Origin of the sequence: Aeromicrobium sp. CnD17-E (assembly GCF_024124745.1) — a bacterium.
GTDB lineage: Bacteria > Actinomycetota > Actinomycetes > Propionibacteriales > Nocardioidaceae > Aeromicrobium.
Genome location: NZ_JAMXRU010000017.1, coordinates 22,145 through 40,386 on the forward strand (window position 1 = coordinate 22,145; position 18,242 = coordinate 40,386).

Here is an 18,242-nt window from a genome sequence, read left to right on the forward strand (position 1 = left end):
GGGCATGATGGTGGGGTGAGGATCACGCGACTCGGGCACGCCGCCCTGCTCCTGGAGACCGATCACGCACGTGTGCTCGTCGACCCCGGCGCCTTCAGCCTCGACGACGCGTTCACCGCACGCGACCTCGACGCCGTCGTCGTCACGCACCAGCACCCCGACCACCTGCACCCGGACCGGGCGCGCGAGCTGGTCGAGACGAACCCTCAGGCGCTCTTCCTGGCCGACCCCGAGACCGCGGAGCAGCACGGCGAGCCGTGGCAGGGCCACCGCGCCGGCCACGTGACCGAGATCGGCGACCTCACCCTCACCGGTGTGGGCGAGCGGCACGCCGTCATCCTCCCCGCGCTGCCGGTCGTCGCGAACGTCGGTCTGCTCGTGGAGGGGCCGTCGGCCGACGGGGACCGCGTGCGTCTGTTCCACCCGGGTGACTCCTACGCGTCGATCCCGGAGGGGGTCGACGTCCTCGCCCTCCCGCTCAGCGCGCCGTGGGCCCGCATCGCCGACACCGTCGAGTTCCTGCAGACCGTGTCGCCGTCGAGCCTGCTGCCGATCCACGACGCGACGATCTCCGAGGTCGCCTACGGCGTGTACTGGAACCACGTCGTGACCTTCGGTGGGGTCGACGCCGACCGCGCCCACCGGCTCACGCCGGGCCAGAGCCTCGACGTCTGAGGTGGAGCACCCCGTCCTGCGGGCCGCCACGGTCCCGCTCATGCTGCTGGTCGGCGCCCTCATCACCCTGCAGTCGCGGGTCAACGCGTCGCTCGCCGGTCAGCTCGGCGACGGCCTCCGGGCGGGTGCCCTGGCCGCGGTCGTCAGCTTCGGCAGCGGCCTGCTCCTGCTGAGCCCCGTCGTGCTGTCGCACCCGCGCCGGCGCGCCGGCCTGCGCCGGGTCCTCGACGCGCTGCGCGATCCTGACGCCGGCGGGGACCGCCCACGGCTGCGCCCGGTGCATCTGCTCGGCGGGCTGGGCGGAGCGTTCTTCGTAGCCTCCCAGGGCATCGCCGTCGGCGTCATCGGCGTCGCCCTGTTCATCGTCGCGTTCACGGCGGGCCAGTCGGTGGCCTCGCTCGTGGTCGACCACCTGGGGCTCGGGCCAGGCGGGCACGAGCCCGTCTCGCGACCGCGGGCGGTGGCCGCCCTGTTCGCCGTGGCCGCCGTGACCGTGAAGGTCCTCGGCGACCTCGACGGCAGCCACCTCGGCCTGTCGCTGCTGCTCGCCTCGCTCGCCCTCGTGGCCGGCTGCCTGCAGGCGGTGCAACAAGCCTTCAACGGGAAGATCTCCGCGGTCGGCGGGCCGCTGGTCACCACCTGGAACAACTTCCTGGTCGGCACGTCGGCGCTGCTGGTGCTGCTCCTCGTCAGTTTCCTCGCGCCGGGGCACGTCGACGGGTTCCCCTCGCAGTGGTGGTACTACGTCGGAGGCGTCCTGGGCATCGGCTTCATCGCCATCTCCGCCGTGGCCGTGCAGATCCACGGCGTGCTGGTCCTCGGGCTCTGCTCGATCGCCGGCCAGGTGGTCGCCGCGGAGGTGATCGAGGTGCTGGACCCCTCCGTCGACGTGTCCTGGCTGGGTCTCCTGGGCGGCCTGCTGGCGGTGGTCGGCGTCGTCGTCGCGCTCGCGACACGGCGCCGCCCCTGAGTGCTTGTCCTATCTCACTTGTGAGATAGCCTGGTCGGGTGAGCGCACGCGACGACTACCTGGCCCGCATCGGCACCCTCATCCGCGACGCACGTCAGCACAGTGGGCTGACGCAGTCGGAGCTCGCGACGGAGCTGCGCACCAGCCAGAGTGCGGTGAACCGGATCGAGAAGGGCCAGCAGAACCTGACGCTGGAGATGATCGCCCGGATCGGCACCGCGCTCGATTCCGAGATCGTGAGCGTCGGCACGTCCGGCCCGAGCCACCTGCGGGTCAAGGGCGGCACCCAGCTGTCGGGTGCGATCGACGTGAAGTCGAGCAAGAACGCCGGTGTGGCCCTGCTCTGCGCCTCGCTGCTGAACGAGGGCACCACGATCCTGCGCAAGGTCGCGCGGATCGAGGAGGTGAACCGTCTGCTCGAGGTGCTGTCGTCGATCGGCGTCCGCACCCGGTGGCTCGGCGACGAGGGCGACCTCGAGCTCGTCGTGCCCGCGCAGCTCGACCTCGCGGCGATGGACGAGGCCGCAGCCCGACGCACCCGCAGCATCATCATGTTCCTCGGCCCGCTCATGCACCGCGTCGACCAGTTCGAGCTGCCGTACGCGGGCGGCTGCGACCTCGGCACCCGCACCGTCGAGCCGCACATGACGGCCCTGCGCCCCTTCGGCCTGAAGGTGGTCGCGACCGAGGGCAGCTACCACGTCGACGCCGCCCGGGGCGTCGGCCCGGAGCGGCCGATCGTGCTCACCGAGCGCGGCGACACCGTCACCGAGAACGCACTGCTGGCGGCGGCCCGCTACGACGGCGTCACGGTCATCCGCAACGCCAGCCCGAACTACATGGTGCAGGACCTCTGCTTCTTCCTCGAGAAGCTCGGCGTCGGCATCGAGGGCATCGGCACGACGACGCTGCGCGTGACCGGCAAGCCGCGCATCAACACCGACGTCGACTACGCCCCGAGCGAGGACCCGATCGAGGCGATGAGCCTCATCGCGGCCGCCATCGTCACGCAGTCGAGCATCACCGTGCGCCGCGTGCCGATCGAGTTCATGGAGATCGAGCTCGCGCTGCTGGAGGAGATGGGCTTCCGCTACGACCGCAGCGCCGAGTACGCCGCCGAGAACGGACAGACCCGGCTGGTCGACATCACCACCTATCCGTCGGACCTGCGCGCGCCGATCGACAAGGTGCACCCGATGCCCTTCCCGGGCCTCAACATCGACAACCTGCCGTTCTTCGCGGTCATCGCGGCGACCGCACAGGGCCAGACGCTCCTGCACGACTGGGTCTACGAGAACCGCGCCATCTACCTGACCGAGCTGAACAAGCTCGGCGCGCGCGTCAAGCTGCTCGACCCGCACCGCGTGCTCGTGGACGGTCCCACGCACTGGAGCGGCACCGAGATCGTGTGCCCGCCGGCGCTGCGGCCCGCCGTCGTCATCCTGCTCGCCATGCTGGCCGCGAAGGGCACGTCGGTCCTGCGCAGCGTCTACGTGATCAACCGCGGCTACGAGGACCTCGCCGAGCGCCTCAACGCCCTGGGCGCGCAGATCGAGACCTTCCGCGACATCTGACGGACGGCGTGCGGGGCGCGCGGCGCGCCCCCACTGGCCCCGAGTCGGGCTAGCGTGGTCGACGTGTCCCCGCACCCGTACCTCGACGCGCCCCTTCCCCTCGCGCTCGCGCACCGCGGGGGAGCCGGGCTCCCGGCGAACGACGGCATCGAGAACACCCTGACGGCGTTCCGCAACGCCGTGGCCCTCGGCTACGTCTTCCTCGAGACCGACGTCCACGTCTCGGCCGACGGTGTCGTGTACGCCTTCCACGACGAGCACCTCGGCCGGATGACGGGTGTCGAGACGCCGATCGCCGCGCTGACGTCGACCGAGATCGACCGCGTGCCGGTGGCCGGGCGCGAGCCGGTCCCCCGCCTCGCCGACCTCCTCGCGACCCTGCCCGACGCCCGCTTCAACATCGACGTCAAGGCCGACGGCGCCGTCGAGGCGACCGTCAAGGTCGTGCAGGAGGCGCGCGCCGAGGACCGTGTCTGCCTGGCGTCGTTCTCCGGCGCCCGCCTCGGCCGGCTCCGCGCGCTGTGCCCCGGAGCGGCCCGCTCCGGCGGACCGCTGGAGATCGCCGCGCTCAAGCTCGGTCCGACGCGCTGGGTGCGCCGGCTCGCGGCACGTCGCGGTGTGCACTGCGTGCAGGTGCCCGTGCGGCGAGGTCCGGTCACGGTCGTCACCCCGCGCTTCGTCCGCCGCGCGCACGAGACCGGCCTGCAGGTGCACGTGTGGACCGTCGATGACCCCGACGAGATGAGAACGTTGCTCGAGATCGGCGTCGACGGGATCGTCACCGACCGGCCCGACGTCCTGCGCGACGTCCTGGACGAACGAGGGAGCTGGCCCGATGAGCCGCACTGAGACGGGCGACGCCGTCGCCGCGCGCACCCGCACCGGCCAGGTCGTCGCCTGGTCGCTGTGGGACTGGGGGTCCGCGGCCTTCAACGCCGTGATCGTCACGTTCGTCTTCTCGGTCTACCTCACCGACAGCGTCGGCAAGGGGCTGCCCGGTCCCGTCTCGCCGAGCACGTGGCTCGCGTGGTCCATCGCTGCCGCGTCGCTCGTCATCGCCGTGCTGGCGCCGGTCCTCGGCCAGCGCTCCGACGGCGGCGGCCGGCGCAAGCGCTCCCTCGCCCTCCTCACGGGCGCGGTCGTCACCTGCATGGCGCTGATGTTCTTCGTCAAGGACGACTACCACCACCTGTGGCTGGGCCTGCTGCTCCTGGCGGTCGGCACGGTGCTCTTCGAGCTCGCCCAGGTGCCCTACTTCGCGATGCTGCGCCAGGTGTCCACGCCGGCGACGGTGGGCCGGGTCTCCGGCATCGGCTGGGGGTTCGGCTACCTCGGTGGCATCGTGCTGCTGCTCGTCGTGTTCCTCGGGTTCATCAGCGGCGACGGCGGCCTGCTGGGCGTGTCGACCGACGAGGGGCTCAACATCCGCGTCGTCGCGGTCGTCTCGGCCGCCTGGTTCCTCGTCTTCGCACTCCCCGTGCTGCTCGCCGTGCCCGAGCTGCCGGCAGAGGCCAGCCCGCTCCCCCGGGCCGGCTTCGTGGAGTCCTACCGCGTGCTGTTCGCCGAGCTGCGCGGCATGTGGCGCGACGACCGCGTGACGCTGCAGTTCCTCCTCGCGAGCGCCCTGTTCCGCGACGGTCTCGCGGGCGTGTTCACCTTCGGCGGCGTGATCGCGGTGTCGGTCTACGGGTTCACCAGCGACACGGTCATCTACTTCGCGATCGCCGCCAACGTCGCCGCCGCCGGCGGTGCCATCGTCGCGGGACGGCTCGACGACCGCCTCGGTCCGCGCCGCGTCATCGTCTTCTCGCTGGTGTCGCTCATCGTCGTCGGCGTGGTCCTCGTCTTCGTGCACGGCACGGCCGGGTTCTGGGTCTTCGGCCTGCTGCTGTGCCTGTTCGTCGGTCCGGCGCAGTCGGCGTCACGCACGTACCTCGCACGCCTCACGGCCCCGGGCAAGGAGGGCCAGAACTTCGGCCTCTACGCGATGACCGGGCGGGCGGCGTCGTTCCTCGCCCCGACGTTCTTCGGCCTGTTCGCCTTCGTCGGCGGCGACGACCGGTGGGGCATCCTCGGGCTCATCCTGGTGCTCGGCCTGGGCCTGGTCGCCCTGCTGCTCGTCCCGGCGCAGGTCCGCGACAAGGCACTCGAGATGCGCTGACCCGCTCCTCAGGGGAATCTCAAGGGGGTGACCTACGTTGTCACCTACGAGAGGAGTGACCCATGGCTGAACGAGCACTGCGGGGGGCCCGGCTGGGCGCCCAGAGCTTCGAGGACGAGCGCGGGGTCGAGATGGCCCCTCGTCAGGAGATCGAGTACGTCTGCGACGACGGACACAGCTTCCTGGTCGTGATGTCCGACGAGGCCGAGATCCCCTACGAGTGGGAGGACCCGAAGACGGGTCGCATCGGCCGACTTCGCGACGGCACCGCGCCGGAGAAGAAGGAGGAGAAGGCGGCACGTACCCACTGGGACATGCTGCTGGAGCGCCGCTCGGAGACCGAGCTGGAGGAGATCCTCACCGAGCGCCTGGAGCTGCTGCGCTCCGGCGAGATCGGACCGCCGCACCTGCACCGTCGCAAGAAGAAGTCCGCCTGACTCAGCGGGGCTCGCGCCCCGCGTCGGACGACGACCCGAGACCCCGGCCCGGCGCCGGGGTCTCGCCGTGTCCGGGGGTGATCCGTTGGGCGCGGCGGCGGTGTCCGGGGACCAGCCGTGCCAGTCCCCACACCGTGACGCGCCAGAGCGCCTCCCGCACGATCGACGAGCTCATCTTCGACGTGCCGAGCTCGCGCTCGACGAACGTCACCGGCACCTCGACGACCTGCAGCCCTGCCTCGTGCACCCGACGGGTCATGTCGATCTGGAAGCAGTAGCCCTGCGACGCCACGCCGGCCACGTCGATGCGACGCAGCGTGTCGGCGCGGAACGCGCGGAAGCCGGCCGTCGCGTCGTGGACGGGCAGCCCGAGCGCGATCCGCGCGTAGAGGGTGCCCCCGCGCGAGATCAGCCGGCGGTACCACGGCCAGTTCACGACCGAGCCGCCGGCGACCCAGCGTGACCCGATGACGAGGTCGGCCGCCCGGGCGGCCTCGACCAGCGAGCCCAGCTCCTCGGGCAGGTGCGAGCCGTCGGCGTCCATCTCGACGAGCACGTCGTAGCCGCGCTCGAGGCCCCAGGCGAAACCGGCCCGGTAGGCCACGCCGAGCCCCGCCTTGCCGCTGCGGTGCATCACGTGCACGCCGGGGTCCGTCGCCGCGACCTGCTCCGCGAGCTCGCCCGTGCCGTCGGGCGACGCGTCGTCGACGACGAGCACGTCGACGTCGGGCTCCGACGTGCGCAGACGCTGCAGCACGCCCGGGAGGCTGTCCGCCTCCTCGTAGGTGGGCATGACGACCAGGACCCTCACGCGTGCTCCCTCCGCCGCGACCGGCGCAGGTCGCGTGCTCCGAGGACCCAGCCTAGGAGCCCGAGGGTCATCAGCGCGACGGCCGGCCAGCGGCCGGCGCGCGTCGCGGGGGTCTGGCCGGTCGCGGTGCCCACGTCGGCGACCAGCGTCGCCGGCTGCTCGCGCGGCGCCTCGGCCACGACGCGCCCGCTGGCGTCGATGATGCCGCTGATGCCGTTGGTGGACGGCACGACCACCCAGCGTCCGGTCTCGATGGCGCGCAGCCGGGAGATCTTGAACTGCTGGTCGGGCTGCGACGTCCCGGTGAAGCTGGCGTTGCTGGTCTGGACCACGAGCACCTCGGCGCCGCCACGCACGGCCTGCTCCACGACGCCGTCGTAGGCGATGTCCCAGCAGATCGTGTCGCCCACGACGACCGAGCCCGCGCGCAGGTCGCCGGCCCGCCGACCGGGCAGCATGTCGCGCGGGATGTCGCGGTCGACGCGCGGCACGAGCTCGCCCAGCTCGCGTCGGAACGGGACGTACTCGCCGTAGGGCACCAGCTTGCGCTTCACGTAGACCTCGCCGGGGCCGTCACCGTCCCAGACGATGCCCGCGTTGTAGGCGGTGCGGTCGGAGAGTCCGTCGAGGATCGCGCCGACGAGGATGGGTGCGCCGAGCTGCTGCACGAGGGCCTGGATGCGACCGGCCAGCACAGGGTCGGCGAACGGGTCGACGTCGAGCGCGTTCTCGGGCCAGACGACGAGGTCCGGAGCACGCTCGGTGCCGGCGGACACGGCGTCGGCGTAGCGCTGCGTCTCGGCGAGGTGCAGGGCGCCGATCTCGCCGCGTGGCCAGGTGAGGAACGCGCCGGGCGTGTTGCCTTGGATGGCCGCGATCCGGCGCTCCGGTCCCGCGCCGGCGAGCCCGGACGGCAGGAACAGACCCGCGACGACCACCGCGACGACGACGCCGACGGCGAGCGAGCGCCGGGCGATCCCGGCGCCGGCGAGCACCACGAGCATCGCCGCGAGCAGGAACAACAGCGCCGACGTGCCCGGCATGCCGACCAGGCGGGCGTAGGGGGCCAGCGGGGTGTCGATCGCCGTGTGGGCGAGCCGGCCCCACGGGAAGCCGCTGAACGGGAAGCCGCTGCGCACCTGCTCCCCCAGCACCCACGCCGCAGCTCCCCAGAGCGGCCAGCCCGGCAGCCGCAGGGCCGCGCGCAGCGGCACCGCGATGATGGCGAGCATCACGACCTGCGCCGCGACGAGGGCGACGTAGGCGCCGCTGCTCACGGCGTTCATCCACCAGATGAGCGGACCCATGAAGGCCGCGCCGTACAGCGCACCGGAGAGGAGCACCGCCGCGACCCGCGCGTCACGTTGACGACGCAGCACCCACACGAGCAGCGCGACGCCGACGATCATCGCGTAGGGCACCGACCACGGGTCGAAGGCGGCCGCGCTGAGCAGCCCCGCGACCGCGGCGCACGGTGCCGCCAGCCACCACCTCACGGCCGCGGCCGGGTCACAGGACCGTCAGCGAGCGAGGCGTGGTGTTCAGCACCTCGAGCCCGTCGTCGGTGCACACGGCGATGTCCTCGATCCGCGCGCCGTACCGGCCCTCGAGGTACACGCCGGGCTCGATCGAGAAGGCCATGCCGGGCTCGAGGACGAGGTCGTTGCCCTCCACGATGTACGGCTCTTCGTGCGTCTCGGTGCCGATGCCGTGGCCCGTGCGGTGGATGAAGAGATGTCCGAGGCCGGCGTCGGCGATCACCTGACGTCCGACCGCGTCGACCGACTCGGCGGTGACGCCCGGGCGGGCGTGCTCGCGCTGCACCTGCTGCGCCTCCTCCAGCACCGCGTAGGCGTCGAGGTACTCACGGGGCGCGGTGCCGCCGGCCAGGTAGTTGCGGGTGCAGTCCGAGCAGTAGCCGGCCGCGTTCGTGCCGCCGATGTCGACGACGACGGGGTCGCCCTCCTGGATCACGCGGTCCGAGACCTCGTGGTGCGGGGAGGCGCCGTTGGGGCCGGAGCCGACGATGACGAAGTCGACCTGTTCGTGCCCCTCCTCGAGGATGGCGCGACCGATGTCGGCGCCGACCTCGCGCTCGGTGCGGCCGGGTCGCAGCCACTCCCCCATGCGCTGGTGCACCCGGTCGATCGCGGCACCAGCGTCGCGCAGGGCCGCGACCTCCTGCGGGTCCTTGCGCATCCGCAGCTCGGCGAGCAGCGGGCCGGCCAGGCGGACGTCGGCGAAGCGTCGCTGGAAGGCGAGCACCCGCTCGGCCCACATCTGGTTGTCGACCGCGACGACGGAGTCCGCGGGCAGCAGGGACCCGACGAGGGCGTACGGGTCGTCGGTCTCGCCGAAGGTCGCGATCTCGACCTCCACGCCCGACGCCTCCGCCGCAGCGCGCTCGAGGGCGGGCGCGACGAGCACCGGGTCGCCGTCGGCAGGCACGACGAGGCAGGTCAGACGCTCGAGCGGCTTGGCGTGGTAGCCGGTCAGGTAGCGCAGGTCGGCGCCCGGGGTGATGAGCAGGGCCCCGACGGACCGGCTGCGGGCAAGGTCTTGGGCACGGGTCCAACGGGAAGTCACGCGTCGAGCCTACGTCGTGGGGACTGCCACGGCCGTCGACAGGTGCCGTGGCGGCGCGTCTCCCCTAGGGTGTACGGATCACATCACGAGTGGATCGGGGGATCCCCATGCGCAAGATCGTCGCTGCCACCGCAGCGGTCGTCCTGTCCGCAGGCCTCGTCTCCGCGTCACCGGCCGTCGCCGGTGGCTCGAAGCCGGAGGTCGACACGAAGAGGCTGACGCAGGCCGTCCAGGTCAACGGGGTGCTGCAGCACCTGCGTCAGCTGCAGACCATCGCGAACCGCAACGGCGGCAACCGCGCGTCGGGGCTGCCCGGCTACGAGGCGTCGTCGGACTACGTCGCCAAGACGCTGCGTGCCGCCGGCTACCGGGTCCGCAAGCAGACCTTCACCTTCCCGTTCTTCGCGGAGAACAGCCCGGCGACGCTGGTCCAGCGCACGCCGGAGGAGAAGACGCTCGAGACCGGGGTCTTCACCTATTCCGGCTCCGGCTCGGTCACCGGACCGGTCGTCCCAACGAAGGACGTCGTCATCCCGGCCTCGCCCACGCCGAGCAGCACGTCGGGCTGCGAGGCCGCCGACTTCGAGCCGGCTCCGGCGGAGCCCTCGGTCGCGCTCGTGCAGCGCGGCACCTGTGACTTCGGCCTGAAGGCGTCGAACGCCAAGGCCGCCGGCTACGACGCCGTCATCATCTTCAACGAGGGCAACCCGGACCGCACCGAGCTGACCACCGGGACGCTCGGCTCGCCGGTCGACCTCCCGGTCGTGGGCCTGTCGTACGACGACGCCGTGGCGCTCGTCGACGACGTGAGAGCGGGTGGCGCCACCGCCACGGTCACGACCGACACCGTCACCGACCTGGAGCGTGAGACGCACAACCTCATCGCCGACTGGCCGCGTCGCACGAAGCACGACGACCAGGTCGTCGTGGTCGGCGCACACCTGGACTCGGTGCCCGAGGGCCCCGGGATCAACGACAACGGCACCGGCGTGGCCGGCACGCTGGAGATCGCGAAGCAGCTCGCGAGGACCGGCTACACGAAGAAGCTGCAGCGTCCGGTGCGGTTCGCGTTCTGGGGCGCTGAGGAGCTCGGCCTGCTGGGCTCGCAGCACTACGTCGACTCGCTGTCCGACGGTGCGCGCTCGAAGATCTACGCGAACCTGAACTTCGACATGCTCGGCTCGCCGAACTACGTGCGCCTGGTCTACGACGGGGACGGCTCGTCGTTCGGCACCGCCGGTCCCGCCGGCTCGGGCCAGATCGAGAAGGTCTTCACCGACTACTTCGGGCGGGCCCGGCTCGCGACCGACCCGACCGAGTTCGACGGTCGCTCCGACTACGGTCCGTTCATCCAGTACGGCATCCCGGCCGGCGGTCTGTTCAGCGGTGCCGACGACGTGAAGACCGAGCGTCAGGCGAGCATCTACGGTGGGACGGCGGGCGAGATCCTCGACCCGAACTACCACACGCCGCAGGACGACATCACCCGCGTGAACACCACGGTGCTCGGTCAGCTCACCGATGGCGCGGCCCACGCCGTCGCCACGCTGGGCCTGTCGAAGAAGGGTCTCTACGGCGACGGCGCCCGCACGAAGGTGCGGACGAACGCCACCGTCAAGAAGGCCCCGAAGGTCACGGAGGGCCCCGCCGCCCAGCGCTGACGAGGAGTCTCCGCGCTTCGGAACACCATCGCCCGTTCGACTCGCTCGAACAGGCGATGGTGTTCCCGGTCGTGGAGATTCCCAGGTCGACCTGGGAATCTCCACCGCGCACGGAAAACTGAGGCGTGCACGGCTTGCTTTCCGTGCGCCGCTGAGAATTCCGTGTCAACTGTCCTCGTATCGACGTCGCTGCCTCGGCAGACGACCTCGCGTCCGCCAGCGGACGCCTCCTCCAGCTCGGCGCGCCTGCCCTGGACGTGGAGCAGGGCGAGGTCCCGTGGGTTGTCCTGACCGACGGCGACGAGCTCTGCGTCCATCCGGTGTCCCGGCGACGGCCTAGGCTGAGCGCGTGACCACCGGACGACTGCTCCTGCTCGACTCCGCCAGTCTGTACTTCCGCGCCTTCTACGGCGTGCCCGACTCGTTCAAGGCGCCGGACGGGACGGTCGTCAACGCGCTGCGTGGTCTGCTCGACTTCGTCTCGACGCTGGTCGACCAGCACGGTCCCGATGCGGTCGTCGCGTGCTGGGACGACGACTGGCGTCCGCAGTGGCGGGTCGACCTGCTGCCGTCGTACAAGACGCACCGCGTCGCGCAGGCCAGCGAGGACGGCCTGGGCGAGGCGAGCAGCGACGGCGCGGCCGAGGAGTCGCCCGAGCTGCTCACGCCGCAGGTGCCGCTCATCGCCGAGGCGCTCGGCATCCTCGGGATCCCGGTCGTCGGCCGCGAGGGCGCGGAGGCCGACGACGTCATCGGCAGCCTCGCGCAGGCGTGGGACGGGCCTGTCGACGTCGTCACCGGCGACCGCGACCTCTTCCAGCTCGTCGACGACGACGCCGGCGTCAGGGTCCTCTACACGGCGCGCGGGGTGTCGTCGGCCGACGTGGTCGACGCTGCCTGGATCCGCGCCAAGTACGGCGTCGAGCCGCAGCAGTACGCCGACTTCGCGACCATGCGCGGCGACACCTCCGACGGCATCCCCGGCGTCCCGGGGATCGGCGAGAAGACCGCGGCCCTGCTGCTCGACGCCTACGGCGACCTCGACGGCATCCTCGCGGCCGCGCACGACCCCGACTCCGCCGTGAAGCCGCGGGTGCGGGCCTCGCTCGTCGAGAACGAGGAGCTCGTCGGCGTCATGCGCCAGGTCGTGCGGGTGCGCGGCGACGTGTGCGGCACCGACGTCGTCCGTGCGCTCGCGCCCCTCTCGCCCGAGCAGCGCGACGCGCTCGAGGCCTTCGGCACCACGTGGGGCCTCGGCGGTGTCGTCGAGCGCCTCACGAGCGCGCTCAGCCGCTGAGCGAGGAGTACGACACGACGCCGCGTCGCAGCCCGTCGAGGCTCTGGCGGGCGGTGGTCCGCAGCGGGCCGGGGCCGGCGGCGTCGGCCACCTGGGCGACGAGGTCGATGAGCTGCTTCATGGCCCGCACGAAGTCGCCGGCCGCCATGCCCGTGGTCCGCAGCACGTCGTCGAGCGACGCTCCCCCGACCCAGGCGGCCGCCGTCTCCGCGAACCCGAAGTCGGGCGTGCTCAGGAACTTCACGCGATGCTGGCGCTCGAGCGCCTGCAGGTCGGTGCAGAGCAGCGCCATCTCCTCGGAGACGTCGAGCGTCGTGCGATCCGGGAAGCGCGGCGCCGGCGGGTCGTCCTTGCGGCTCTCGAACGTCAGGCCCGACAGGACGGCCGCGAGCTGGGCCGGGTCGAGCCCGTCCCAGACCCCGCGCCGCAGGCACTCGCTGACCAGCAGGTCGAGCTCGCTGTAGAGGCGCTGCAGGCGGCGACCGTCCGGCGTGACGGTGTCGCCGTCGAGGTAGCCGAGCTCGTCAAGCACGTCGCAGACACGGTCGAACTGACGGGCGACGGTGTTCGTGCGCTGCTCGATGCGTCGACGCTGCTGCTCGGTGTCGCGCTCGAGCTTCGTGTACCGCTCGGCCCACCGGGCGTGCGCCTCGCGGTCGGGGCAGGCGTGGCAGGGGTGCGCCTTGAGCGCGGCACGCAGCTCGGCCACGCGCGGATCGGTGCGCTCGTCCGTGACCCGCTCCGTCGGCCGGTCGGGACGGTAGGGCGTGTCGGTCTGCCAGCGCAGCCCCTCGGCGCGGTTGCGCAGGGACGACGCGAGGTCGCGCCGGGCCTGCGCGTTGCGCGCGTTGAACGACTTCGGGATCCGCATGCGCGTGATCGGCTCGACCGGCACCGGGAAGTCGACCGGACCCAGACGACGCGAGTGGCGGCTGGCGGTGAGCACGAGCGGCCGTGGAGCCTCGGCCGCGCCGGCGACACCGGGGTCGAGGACGACGGCGAGCCCCGCGAACTTGCCGCCGGGCACGTTGATGACGTCACCCGCGCGCAGCCTCGCCATCGACGCGACCGCGTCCTGGCGTCGGTCGGCCTTGCGCTGACGTGCGCCCGACGACTCGATCTCGCCCAGCTCGCGGCGCAGGCGCGCGTACTCGAGGAAGTCGCCGAGGTGGCACTGCGCCGCCTCACGGTACCCCTCGAGCGCGTCGTCGGCCTTGCGGATCTGGCGCACCATCCCGACGACGGCCCGGTCGGCCTGGAACTGAGCGAACGACTGCTCCAGCAGCTCGCGCGCGGGCTGGCGTCCCATCTGGTCGACGAGGTTGACCGCCATGTTGTACGACGGGCGGAACGAGGAGTTGAGCGGGTACGTCCGCGTCGACGCGAGACCCGCGACCTGCTTGGGGTCGAGCTGCGGCTGCCACAGCACCACGCCGTGACCCTCGACGTCGATGCCGCGACGTCCCGCACGGCCGGTGAGCTGGGTGTACTCCCCCGGTGTCACGTTCACGTGCGCCTCGCCGTTCCACTTGGTGAGCCGCTCGATGACGACCGACCGGGCGGGCATGTTGATGCCGAGCGCCAGCGTCTCGGTGGCGAACACGACCTTGACGAGGCCGTCGCTGAACAGCTGCTCGACGACCTCCTTGAACGCGGGCAGCATGCCGGCGTGGTGGGCGGCGACACCGCGACCCAGCCCCTCGCGCAGCTCGTGGAAGCCGAGGACGTGCAGGTCCTCGTCGGGCAGGTGCGCGCACGCCTCGTCGACGCGGTCCTCGATCTCGCGTCGCTCGTCGGGAGTGGTCAGCATGACCCGGGCGTCGAGCAGCTGCTGGACGGCGGCTGCACAGCCCGCGCGGCTGAACACGAACACGATGGCGGGCAGCAGACCCTCGGCCTCGAGCTTCTCCACCACCTCGACGCGGCTCGGCGTGCGGTGCCTGCTCTGCGGTCGCCGGTGACCCTTCGGCGGCCGACCCCGGCCACCGCCCTTGCGGGCTCGGTCGAGCTGCCAGTCCTGACGGGCCATGCTCTCGAGCTGACGGTTCACGCGCACGGCCTCGTTCCCGGACCCGGGTGCCGACTCCGCCGCGTCGTCCTCGAAGAGCGGGAACATCTTGCGCCCCACGAGCACGTGCTGGTGCAGGGGCACGGGCCTGCGCTCCTCGACGATCGTCGTGGTCGACCCGCGCACCTCACTCAGCCAGTCGCCGAACTCCTCGGCGTTGGAGACCGTCGCCGACAGGGAGACGACGCTGACCGACTCGGGCAGGCCGATGATGACCTCCTCCCACACGGCGCCGCGGAAGCGGTCGGCGAGGTAGTGCACCTCGTCCATGACCACGTAGCCGAGCCCGTCGAGGGTCCGCGAGCCCGCGTAGAGCATGTTGCGCAGCACCTCGGTCGTCATGACGACGACCGGCGCCTCGCCGTTGACGGTGCTGTCTCCCGTCAGGAGCCCCACCTGGTCGGCGCCGTAGCGCTCGACGAGGTCGTGGAACTTCTGGTTGGAGAGTGCCTTGATGGGCGTCGTGTAGAAGCACTTGCGCCCCGTCGCGAGCGCGAGGTGCACGGCGAACTCGCCCACGATCGTCTTGCCCGACCCGGTGGGCGCCGCCACGAGCACGCCGCGGCCCGCCTCGACCTCCTGGCACGCCTGCACCTGGAAGGGGTCGAGCGTGAACCCGTGCAGCCCGCGGAACTCCGCGAGGTGGGGGTGACGTCTCGTGGCCGAGGCCTGGGCGAACTTCTCGGCCGGGCTCGTCATGCCCCCAGCCTACGGACCCTCAGGGCACGAGCACGCGCAACGCGCGCTCGAGCACGGTCACGGTGAGCGGCAGCGGGCCCAGACGCTCGCCGTCGCCGTACGCGACGACGTCGGGACAGGCGAGGTGCACACGTCGCACGCGGTGCCGCTCGAACTCCGGCAGGTCCACGTGCGTGCCACGGTACAGCTGTGGGAACACCCGCACGAGCCTCGCCTTGCTGACCGGCCGGATGACGCACACGTCGAGCAGCCCGTCGTCCATGACGGCCCCCTCGGCGATGCGCAGGCCGCCGCCGAACGACGGGCCGTTGCCGACGGCCACCAGCATCGCCTCGGTGTCGACCCGCGTCCCGTCGAGGTCGAGGCTGAACGGCAGCGGCTGGAACGTCCTCAGCTCGGCGAGGATCGCGAGGTTGTACCGCTGGTTCCCGCGCGGCCACCTCATGGCGTTGGCGCGCTCGTTGACCTTCGAGTCGAACCCGGACGCCACCACGGTGACGACGTGTCCGCGGTCGGTGCTCGCGAGGTCGACGGCACGGGTGCGTCCGCGCAGCACGACGTCGAGCGCCGCGTCCGGGTCGCCGACCGGCAGACCCAGCGCGCGGGCGGTGTCGTTGCCCGTCCCGGCGGGCAGCAGACCGACCGTGACGTCGCGCTCCGCCACGGCGGGCAGCACGTCGTGCAGCAGCCCGTCACCCCCGACGACGAGCACCAGCTCGGCGCCGGCCGCCACCTCGCGCGCGACGGCCTCCCGTGCCTGTGCGCCGTCGCTGCTGTGGATCCGGGCCACCCGGTGCCCCGCACCGGTGAGTCGCGCCGTGGCGGCTGCAGCGATCCGCTCGCCCTGGCGGCGGCCGGAGACCGGGTTCACCACCAGTGTCACGAGCATGGCGGACAGCCTAGGGGGTCCGCCGTCCGTCGCTCAGTCGTCGACCGACGACGGACCCTCGAGCTCGGACGGCCCGTCCAGCGGCGACGCGTCGTCGTCCGCCGTCTCGTCGACCCGTTCGCGTCCGCGCCTGCGGTCGGTGAGCTTCGCGATGACCTCGGAGATGAGGTACAGGATCGTCATCGGCACCGCGAGGAACAGCATGGTCAGCGGGTCGGTGGTGGGCGTGGCGATCGCGGCGAACACGAAGATGCCGATGATCGTCCACGGCCGGGCCGACGCGAGCTGCTTGGCCGAGACCAGTCCCAGTCGGTTGAGCAGCACGACGACCAGAGGAATCTCGGCGGCGACGCCGAACACCAGCATCATCTTGACGATGAAGTCGAAGTACTCGGCGCCCGTGACCAGCGACCCGAACCCGTCGGGCACGAAGCCGATGAGGATCTCCATCGCCTTCGGCAGCACCACGTAGGCGAGCGCCGCGCCGCCGATGAACAGGGGCGCTCCGGTGCCTGCGAGCAGGAGCGCCCACCGCTTCTCGTGCCGGTGCAGGGCCGGCAGCACGAAGGCCCAGATCTGCCAGAGCCAGAACGGGCTCGAGGCCAGCAGCCCGAACACGAGCGAGATCTTCAGCTGGTACTGGAACGCGCCGCCGACGCCGGTGATGATCAGCTGGGTGTCGATTCCCTCGCGCTCCAGCAGCGGACGCATCTCGTTGTACGGGTGCGTGAGGAAGTTCAGGATCGGGGCGTAGAAGACGAGCCCGAGGATCGTGAAGACGGCGATCGCGATGACCGCGCGCGTGAGTCGGGAGCGGAGCTCCCGCAGGTGCTCCACGAGCGGCATGGTGCCGCCCGCGGCCCCGGACGGCGCGCCGCTCAGCGACGCCAAGACCTACGCCTGCTCGGACGTGCCGTCGCGGCGCAGCTGCTCGGAGCGGGCCGTCGCCTCGGTACGGGCGCCGTCCTCGTCGACGACCTCGCCGTCGAGGTCGTGGGACGGCTTGTCGTCGTCCTTGAGCTCCTTGACCTCGGACTTGAAGATGCGCAGCGCCCGTCCGGAGCCGCGGGCGAGCTCGGGGAGCTTGCGGCCTCCGAACAGCAGCAGGACCACGCCGAGGATGAGGAGGATCTCCGTGGGGCCGATCTGCCTGAACATGGTGCCTCTTTCGTCGGGTGCGGTCTCAACCATCGTACGCCGCAAGGGCTGAACGGGCGGTGTCCAGGACCTGTACGCGGAGTGTGGCGGGCTCGACCACGTGGACGGTGCCACCGTTGCGCAGCACGAGTCGACGCAGCCACGCCTCGTCGCCACCGTACAACCGGACGCGACGTCGGCCGTCGACGTCGCCCAGCTCCTCGACGGTGTAGTACTCGGTGAGCCAGTGCGCGGCGGGGTCGAGGTCGAGGACGGCGGAGGGGGTCTGCTCGCCGACCTCGAAGAGGTCGTCGCCCAGGTCGCGCGACGTCGTGTCGTGCCGCTGGGCGAGCCGGCCGGTGTCGGCGGCACGCACGACGCGGTCGAGGCGGAAGAAGCGCACGTCGTCGGCGCGCAGGCAGTACGCCTCGAGGTAGGTGTGGCCCTGTCGCGTGAAGAGCCGCTGCGGGTCCACCTCGCGCGTGGTGACGTCGTCGCGGGAGTCGGTGGCGTAGTCGATCTCGAGGCGGTGCCCGTCGGCGAGCGCCGCGGCCACGGTGTCGCGCACGGCCGGGTCGACGTCGGCGACGTGCACGTCGACCGCCTCGACGGCGCCCTCGGCGGCCACCGCCGTCTCGAGCTTCGCGAGCGCCGCGTCGACGATGGGCAGCTGCGACCCCGACGCCGACGCCCGCAGGGTGCGCAGGGCAGCCACGAGCGCGACGCCCTCGTCGGCCGTGAGCCGCAGGGGCCGGCTGAGGAACTCCGCGTCGCGGATGTGGATGACGTCGTCGACCTCCAGCGCCGCGAGGTCGACGTCGATCAGCTCGCCGGCGTACTCCCCCACGCCCGTGAACATGAGCAGGCGCAGGTCGTCGCGGATCTGCTTGGGCGTCACCCCGAACTCGCGGGCCACCTCGCGCACGGGCACGCCGTCGTTGCCCTGCAGGTACGGCACGAGCGCCAGCATCCGCACGACCTGCTGCGCGGAACGGTTCGCGGGCCGCGTCACGCGCCCACCGCCGAGCTCGACGGTCCGGTGTCGGCCAGAACCGCGCGCAGCCGGGCGACGACCTGGTCGCGCAGGTCGGGCGGGTCGAGCACGACGACGTCGGGCCCGTACGACGCGATCTCGGCCGCGAGGTCCCACCCGGTCGAGAACGGGACGACGAGCACGTCGCGGCCGTCGTCGCCGGTCTCCACGTGCGTGGCGGTCCGACGCAGCGCGTTGGCGCGCCGCTCGGCCACGCTCAGGCGCGCGGTGCGGTCGGCCGGAC

At 72.0% G+C, this 18,242-nt stretch carries 17 protein-coding genes; 8 read left to right on the plus strand and 9 right to left on the minus strand.

Annotated elements, in window-relative coordinates; all coding sequences use genetic code 11:
• Nucleotides 1-15: 15 nt before the first annotated feature.
• From NH339_RS05835 to NH339_RS05860, 6 genes are all read left to right on the plus strand, one after another.
• Nucleotides 16-675 (plus strand): MBL fold metallo-hydrolase, encoded by a 660-nt coding sequence (locus NH339_RS05835; RefSeq protein ID WP_253023443.1) that lies wholly within the window; start codon nucleotides 16-18, stop codon nucleotides 673-675.
• 1 nt (nucleotide 676) lies between these two features.
• Nucleotides 677-1,645, plus strand: a complete 969-nt coding sequence (locus NH339_RS05840; RefSeq protein WP_253023445.1) for a DMT family transporter — start codon at nucleotides 677-679, stop codon at nucleotides 1,643-1,645.
• Between the two features lie 38 nt (nucleotides 1,646-1,683).
• Complete coding sequence (locus NH339_RS05845) at nucleotides 1,684-3,219, plus strand: UDP-N-acetylglucosamine 1-carboxyvinyltransferase (RefSeq protein ID WP_067857415.1); 1,536 nt, start codon at nucleotides 1,684-1,686, stop codon at nucleotides 3,217-3,219.
• A gap of 63 nt (nucleotides 3,220-3,282) precedes the next feature.
• On the plus strand, nucleotides 3,283-4,068 hold the full coding sequence (locus tag NH339_RS05850; RefSeq protein WP_253023447.1) for a glycerophosphodiester phosphodiesterase: 786 nt from the start codon (nucleotides 3,283-3,285) through the stop codon (nucleotides 4,066-4,068).
• Nucleotides 4,055-5,380 (plus strand): MFS transporter, encoded by a 1,326-nt coding sequence (locus NH339_RS05855; protein WP_253023449.1) that lies wholly within the window; start codon nucleotides 4,055-4,057, stop codon nucleotides 5,378-5,380. The genes NH339_RS05850 and NH339_RS05855 overlap by 14 nt, the downstream gene beginning before the upstream one ends.
• A gap of 62 nt (nucleotides 5,381-5,442) precedes the next feature.
• A complete protein-coding gene (locus tag NH339_RS05860) occupies nucleotides 5,443-5,817 on the plus strand; it encodes an RNA polymerase-binding protein RbpA (RefSeq protein ID WP_067857424.1) in 375 nt (124 codons plus the stop codon).
• Nucleotide 5,818: 1 nt separating this feature from the next.
• Here the strand turns inward: NH339_RS05860 and NH339_RS05865 are convergent, their stop codons facing one another.
• Genes NH339_RS05865 through NH339_RS18790 form a run of 3 tightly spaced genes read right to left on the minus strand, consistent with a single transcriptional unit; the run spans nucleotide 5,819 to nucleotide 9,214 of the window.
• Nucleotides 5,819-6,610, minus strand: coding sequence for a glycosyltransferase (locus NH339_RS05865; RefSeq protein ID WP_253023469.1), 792 nt, complete (start codon nucleotides 6,608-6,610; stop codon nucleotides 5,819-5,821).
• A 14-nt stretch (nucleotides 6,611-6,624) separates the two neighbouring features.
• Nucleotides 6,625-8,124, minus strand: a complete 1,500-nt coding sequence (gene lnt, locus NH339_RS05870) for an apolipoprotein N-acyltransferase (protein WP_253023451.1) — start codon at nucleotides 8,122-8,124, stop codon at nucleotides 6,625-6,627.
• 13 nt (nucleotides 8,125-8,137) lie between these two features.
• Nucleotides 8,138-9,214 carry a Xaa-Pro peptidase family protein gene (locus NH339_RS18790; protein ID WP_253023453.1) on the minus strand — a complete coding sequence of 359 codons (1,077 nt, stop codon included), beginning with the start codon at nucleotides 9,212-9,214 and terminating at the stop codon, nucleotides 8,138-8,140.
• 107 nt (nucleotides 9,215-9,321) lie between these two features.
• Between NH339_RS18790 and NH339_RS05880 the strand changes: the two genes are divergently transcribed.
• A complete protein-coding gene (locus tag NH339_RS05880) occupies nucleotides 9,322-10,875 on the plus strand; it encodes a M20/M25/M40 family metallo-hydrolase (protein ID WP_253023455.1) in 1,554 nt (517 codons plus the stop codon).
• Nucleotides 10,876-11,224: 349 nt separating this feature from the next.
• Nucleotides 11,225-12,172 carry a 5'-3' exonuclease gene (locus NH339_RS05885; RefSeq protein ID WP_253023457.1) on the plus strand — a complete coding sequence of 316 codons (948 nt, stop codon included), beginning with the start codon at nucleotides 11,225-11,227 and terminating at the stop codon, nucleotides 12,170-12,172.
• Here the strand turns inward: NH339_RS05885 and NH339_RS05890 are convergent.
• The 6 genes from NH339_RS05890 to NH339_RS05915 form a co-directional block, all read right to left on the minus strand.
• Nucleotides 12,162-14,939 (minus strand): RNA helicase, encoded by a 2,778-nt coding sequence (locus NH339_RS05890; RefSeq protein ID WP_253023459.1) that lies wholly within the window; start codon nucleotides 14,937-14,939, stop codon nucleotides 12,162-12,164. The two genes, NH339_RS05885 and NH339_RS05890, sit on opposite strands and share 11 nt — an antisense overlap.
• A gap of 19 nt (nucleotides 14,940-14,958) precedes the next feature.
• Nucleotides 14,959-15,828 (minus strand): YegS/Rv2252/BmrU family lipid kinase, encoded by an 870-nt coding sequence (locus NH339_RS05895; protein ID WP_253023461.1) that lies wholly within the window; start codon nucleotides 15,826-15,828, stop codon nucleotides 14,959-14,961.
• Between the two features lie 33 nt (nucleotides 15,829-15,861).
• Nucleotides 15,862-16,719: a twin-arginine translocase subunit TatC gene (gene tatC, locus NH339_RS05900; RefSeq protein ID WP_253023463.1), complete on the minus strand. Its 858-nt coding sequence runs from the start codon at nucleotides 16,717-16,719 to the stop codon at nucleotides 15,862-15,864.
• A 3-nt stretch (nucleotides 16,720-16,722) separates the two neighbouring features.
• On the minus strand, nucleotides 16,723-16,986 hold the full coding sequence (tatA, locus tag NH339_RS18675; protein WP_305883270.1) for a twin-arginine translocase TatA/TatE family subunit: 264 nt from the start codon (nucleotides 16,984-16,986) through the stop codon (nucleotides 16,723-16,725).
• A gap of 25 nt (nucleotides 16,987-17,011) precedes the next feature.
• The gene (locus NH339_RS18795) at nucleotides 17,012-17,977 is read right to left on the minus strand and encodes a YafY family protein (RefSeq protein WP_253023465.1); all 966 of its coding nucleotides are present in this window, start codon (nucleotides 17,975-17,977) and stop codon (nucleotides 17,012-17,014) included.
• On the minus strand, nucleotides 17,974-18,242 hold a 269-nt coding region (locus tag NH339_RS05915; protein ID WP_253023467.1), incomplete at its 5' end, for a WYL domain-containing protein. The genes NH339_RS05915 and NH339_RS18795, both read right to left, overlap by 4 nt.

Coding starts and splice junctions, on each gene's coding strand:
- NH339_RS05895 (WP_253023461.1), bottom strand. CDS start 15,828: ATGCTCGTGACACTGGTGGTGAACCCGGTCTCCGGCCGCCGCCAGGGC.
- NH339_RS05890 (WP_253023459.1), bottom strand. CDS start 14,939: ATGACGAGCCCGGCCGAGAAGTTCGCCCAGGCCTCGGCCACGAGACGT.
- NH339_RS05880 (WP_253023455.1), top strand. CDS start 9,322: ATGCGCAAGATCGTCGCTGCCACCGCAGCGGTCGTCCTGTCCGCAGGC.
- tatA (WP_305883270.1), bottom strand. CDS start 16,986: ATGTTCAGGCAGATCGGCCCCACGGAGATCCTCCTCATCCTCGGCGTG.
- NH339_RS05865 (WP_253023469.1), bottom strand. CDS start 6,610: ATGCCCACCTACGAGGAGGCGGACAGCCTCCCGGGCGTGCTGCAGCGT.
- NH339_RS05855 (WP_253023449.1), top strand. CDS start 4,055: ATGAGCCGCACTGAGACGGGCGACGCCGTCGCCGCGCGCACCCGCACC.
- NH339_RS05860 (WP_067857424.1), top strand. CDS start 5,443: ATGGCTGAACGAGCACTGCGGGGGGCCCGGCTGGGCGCCCAGAGCTTC.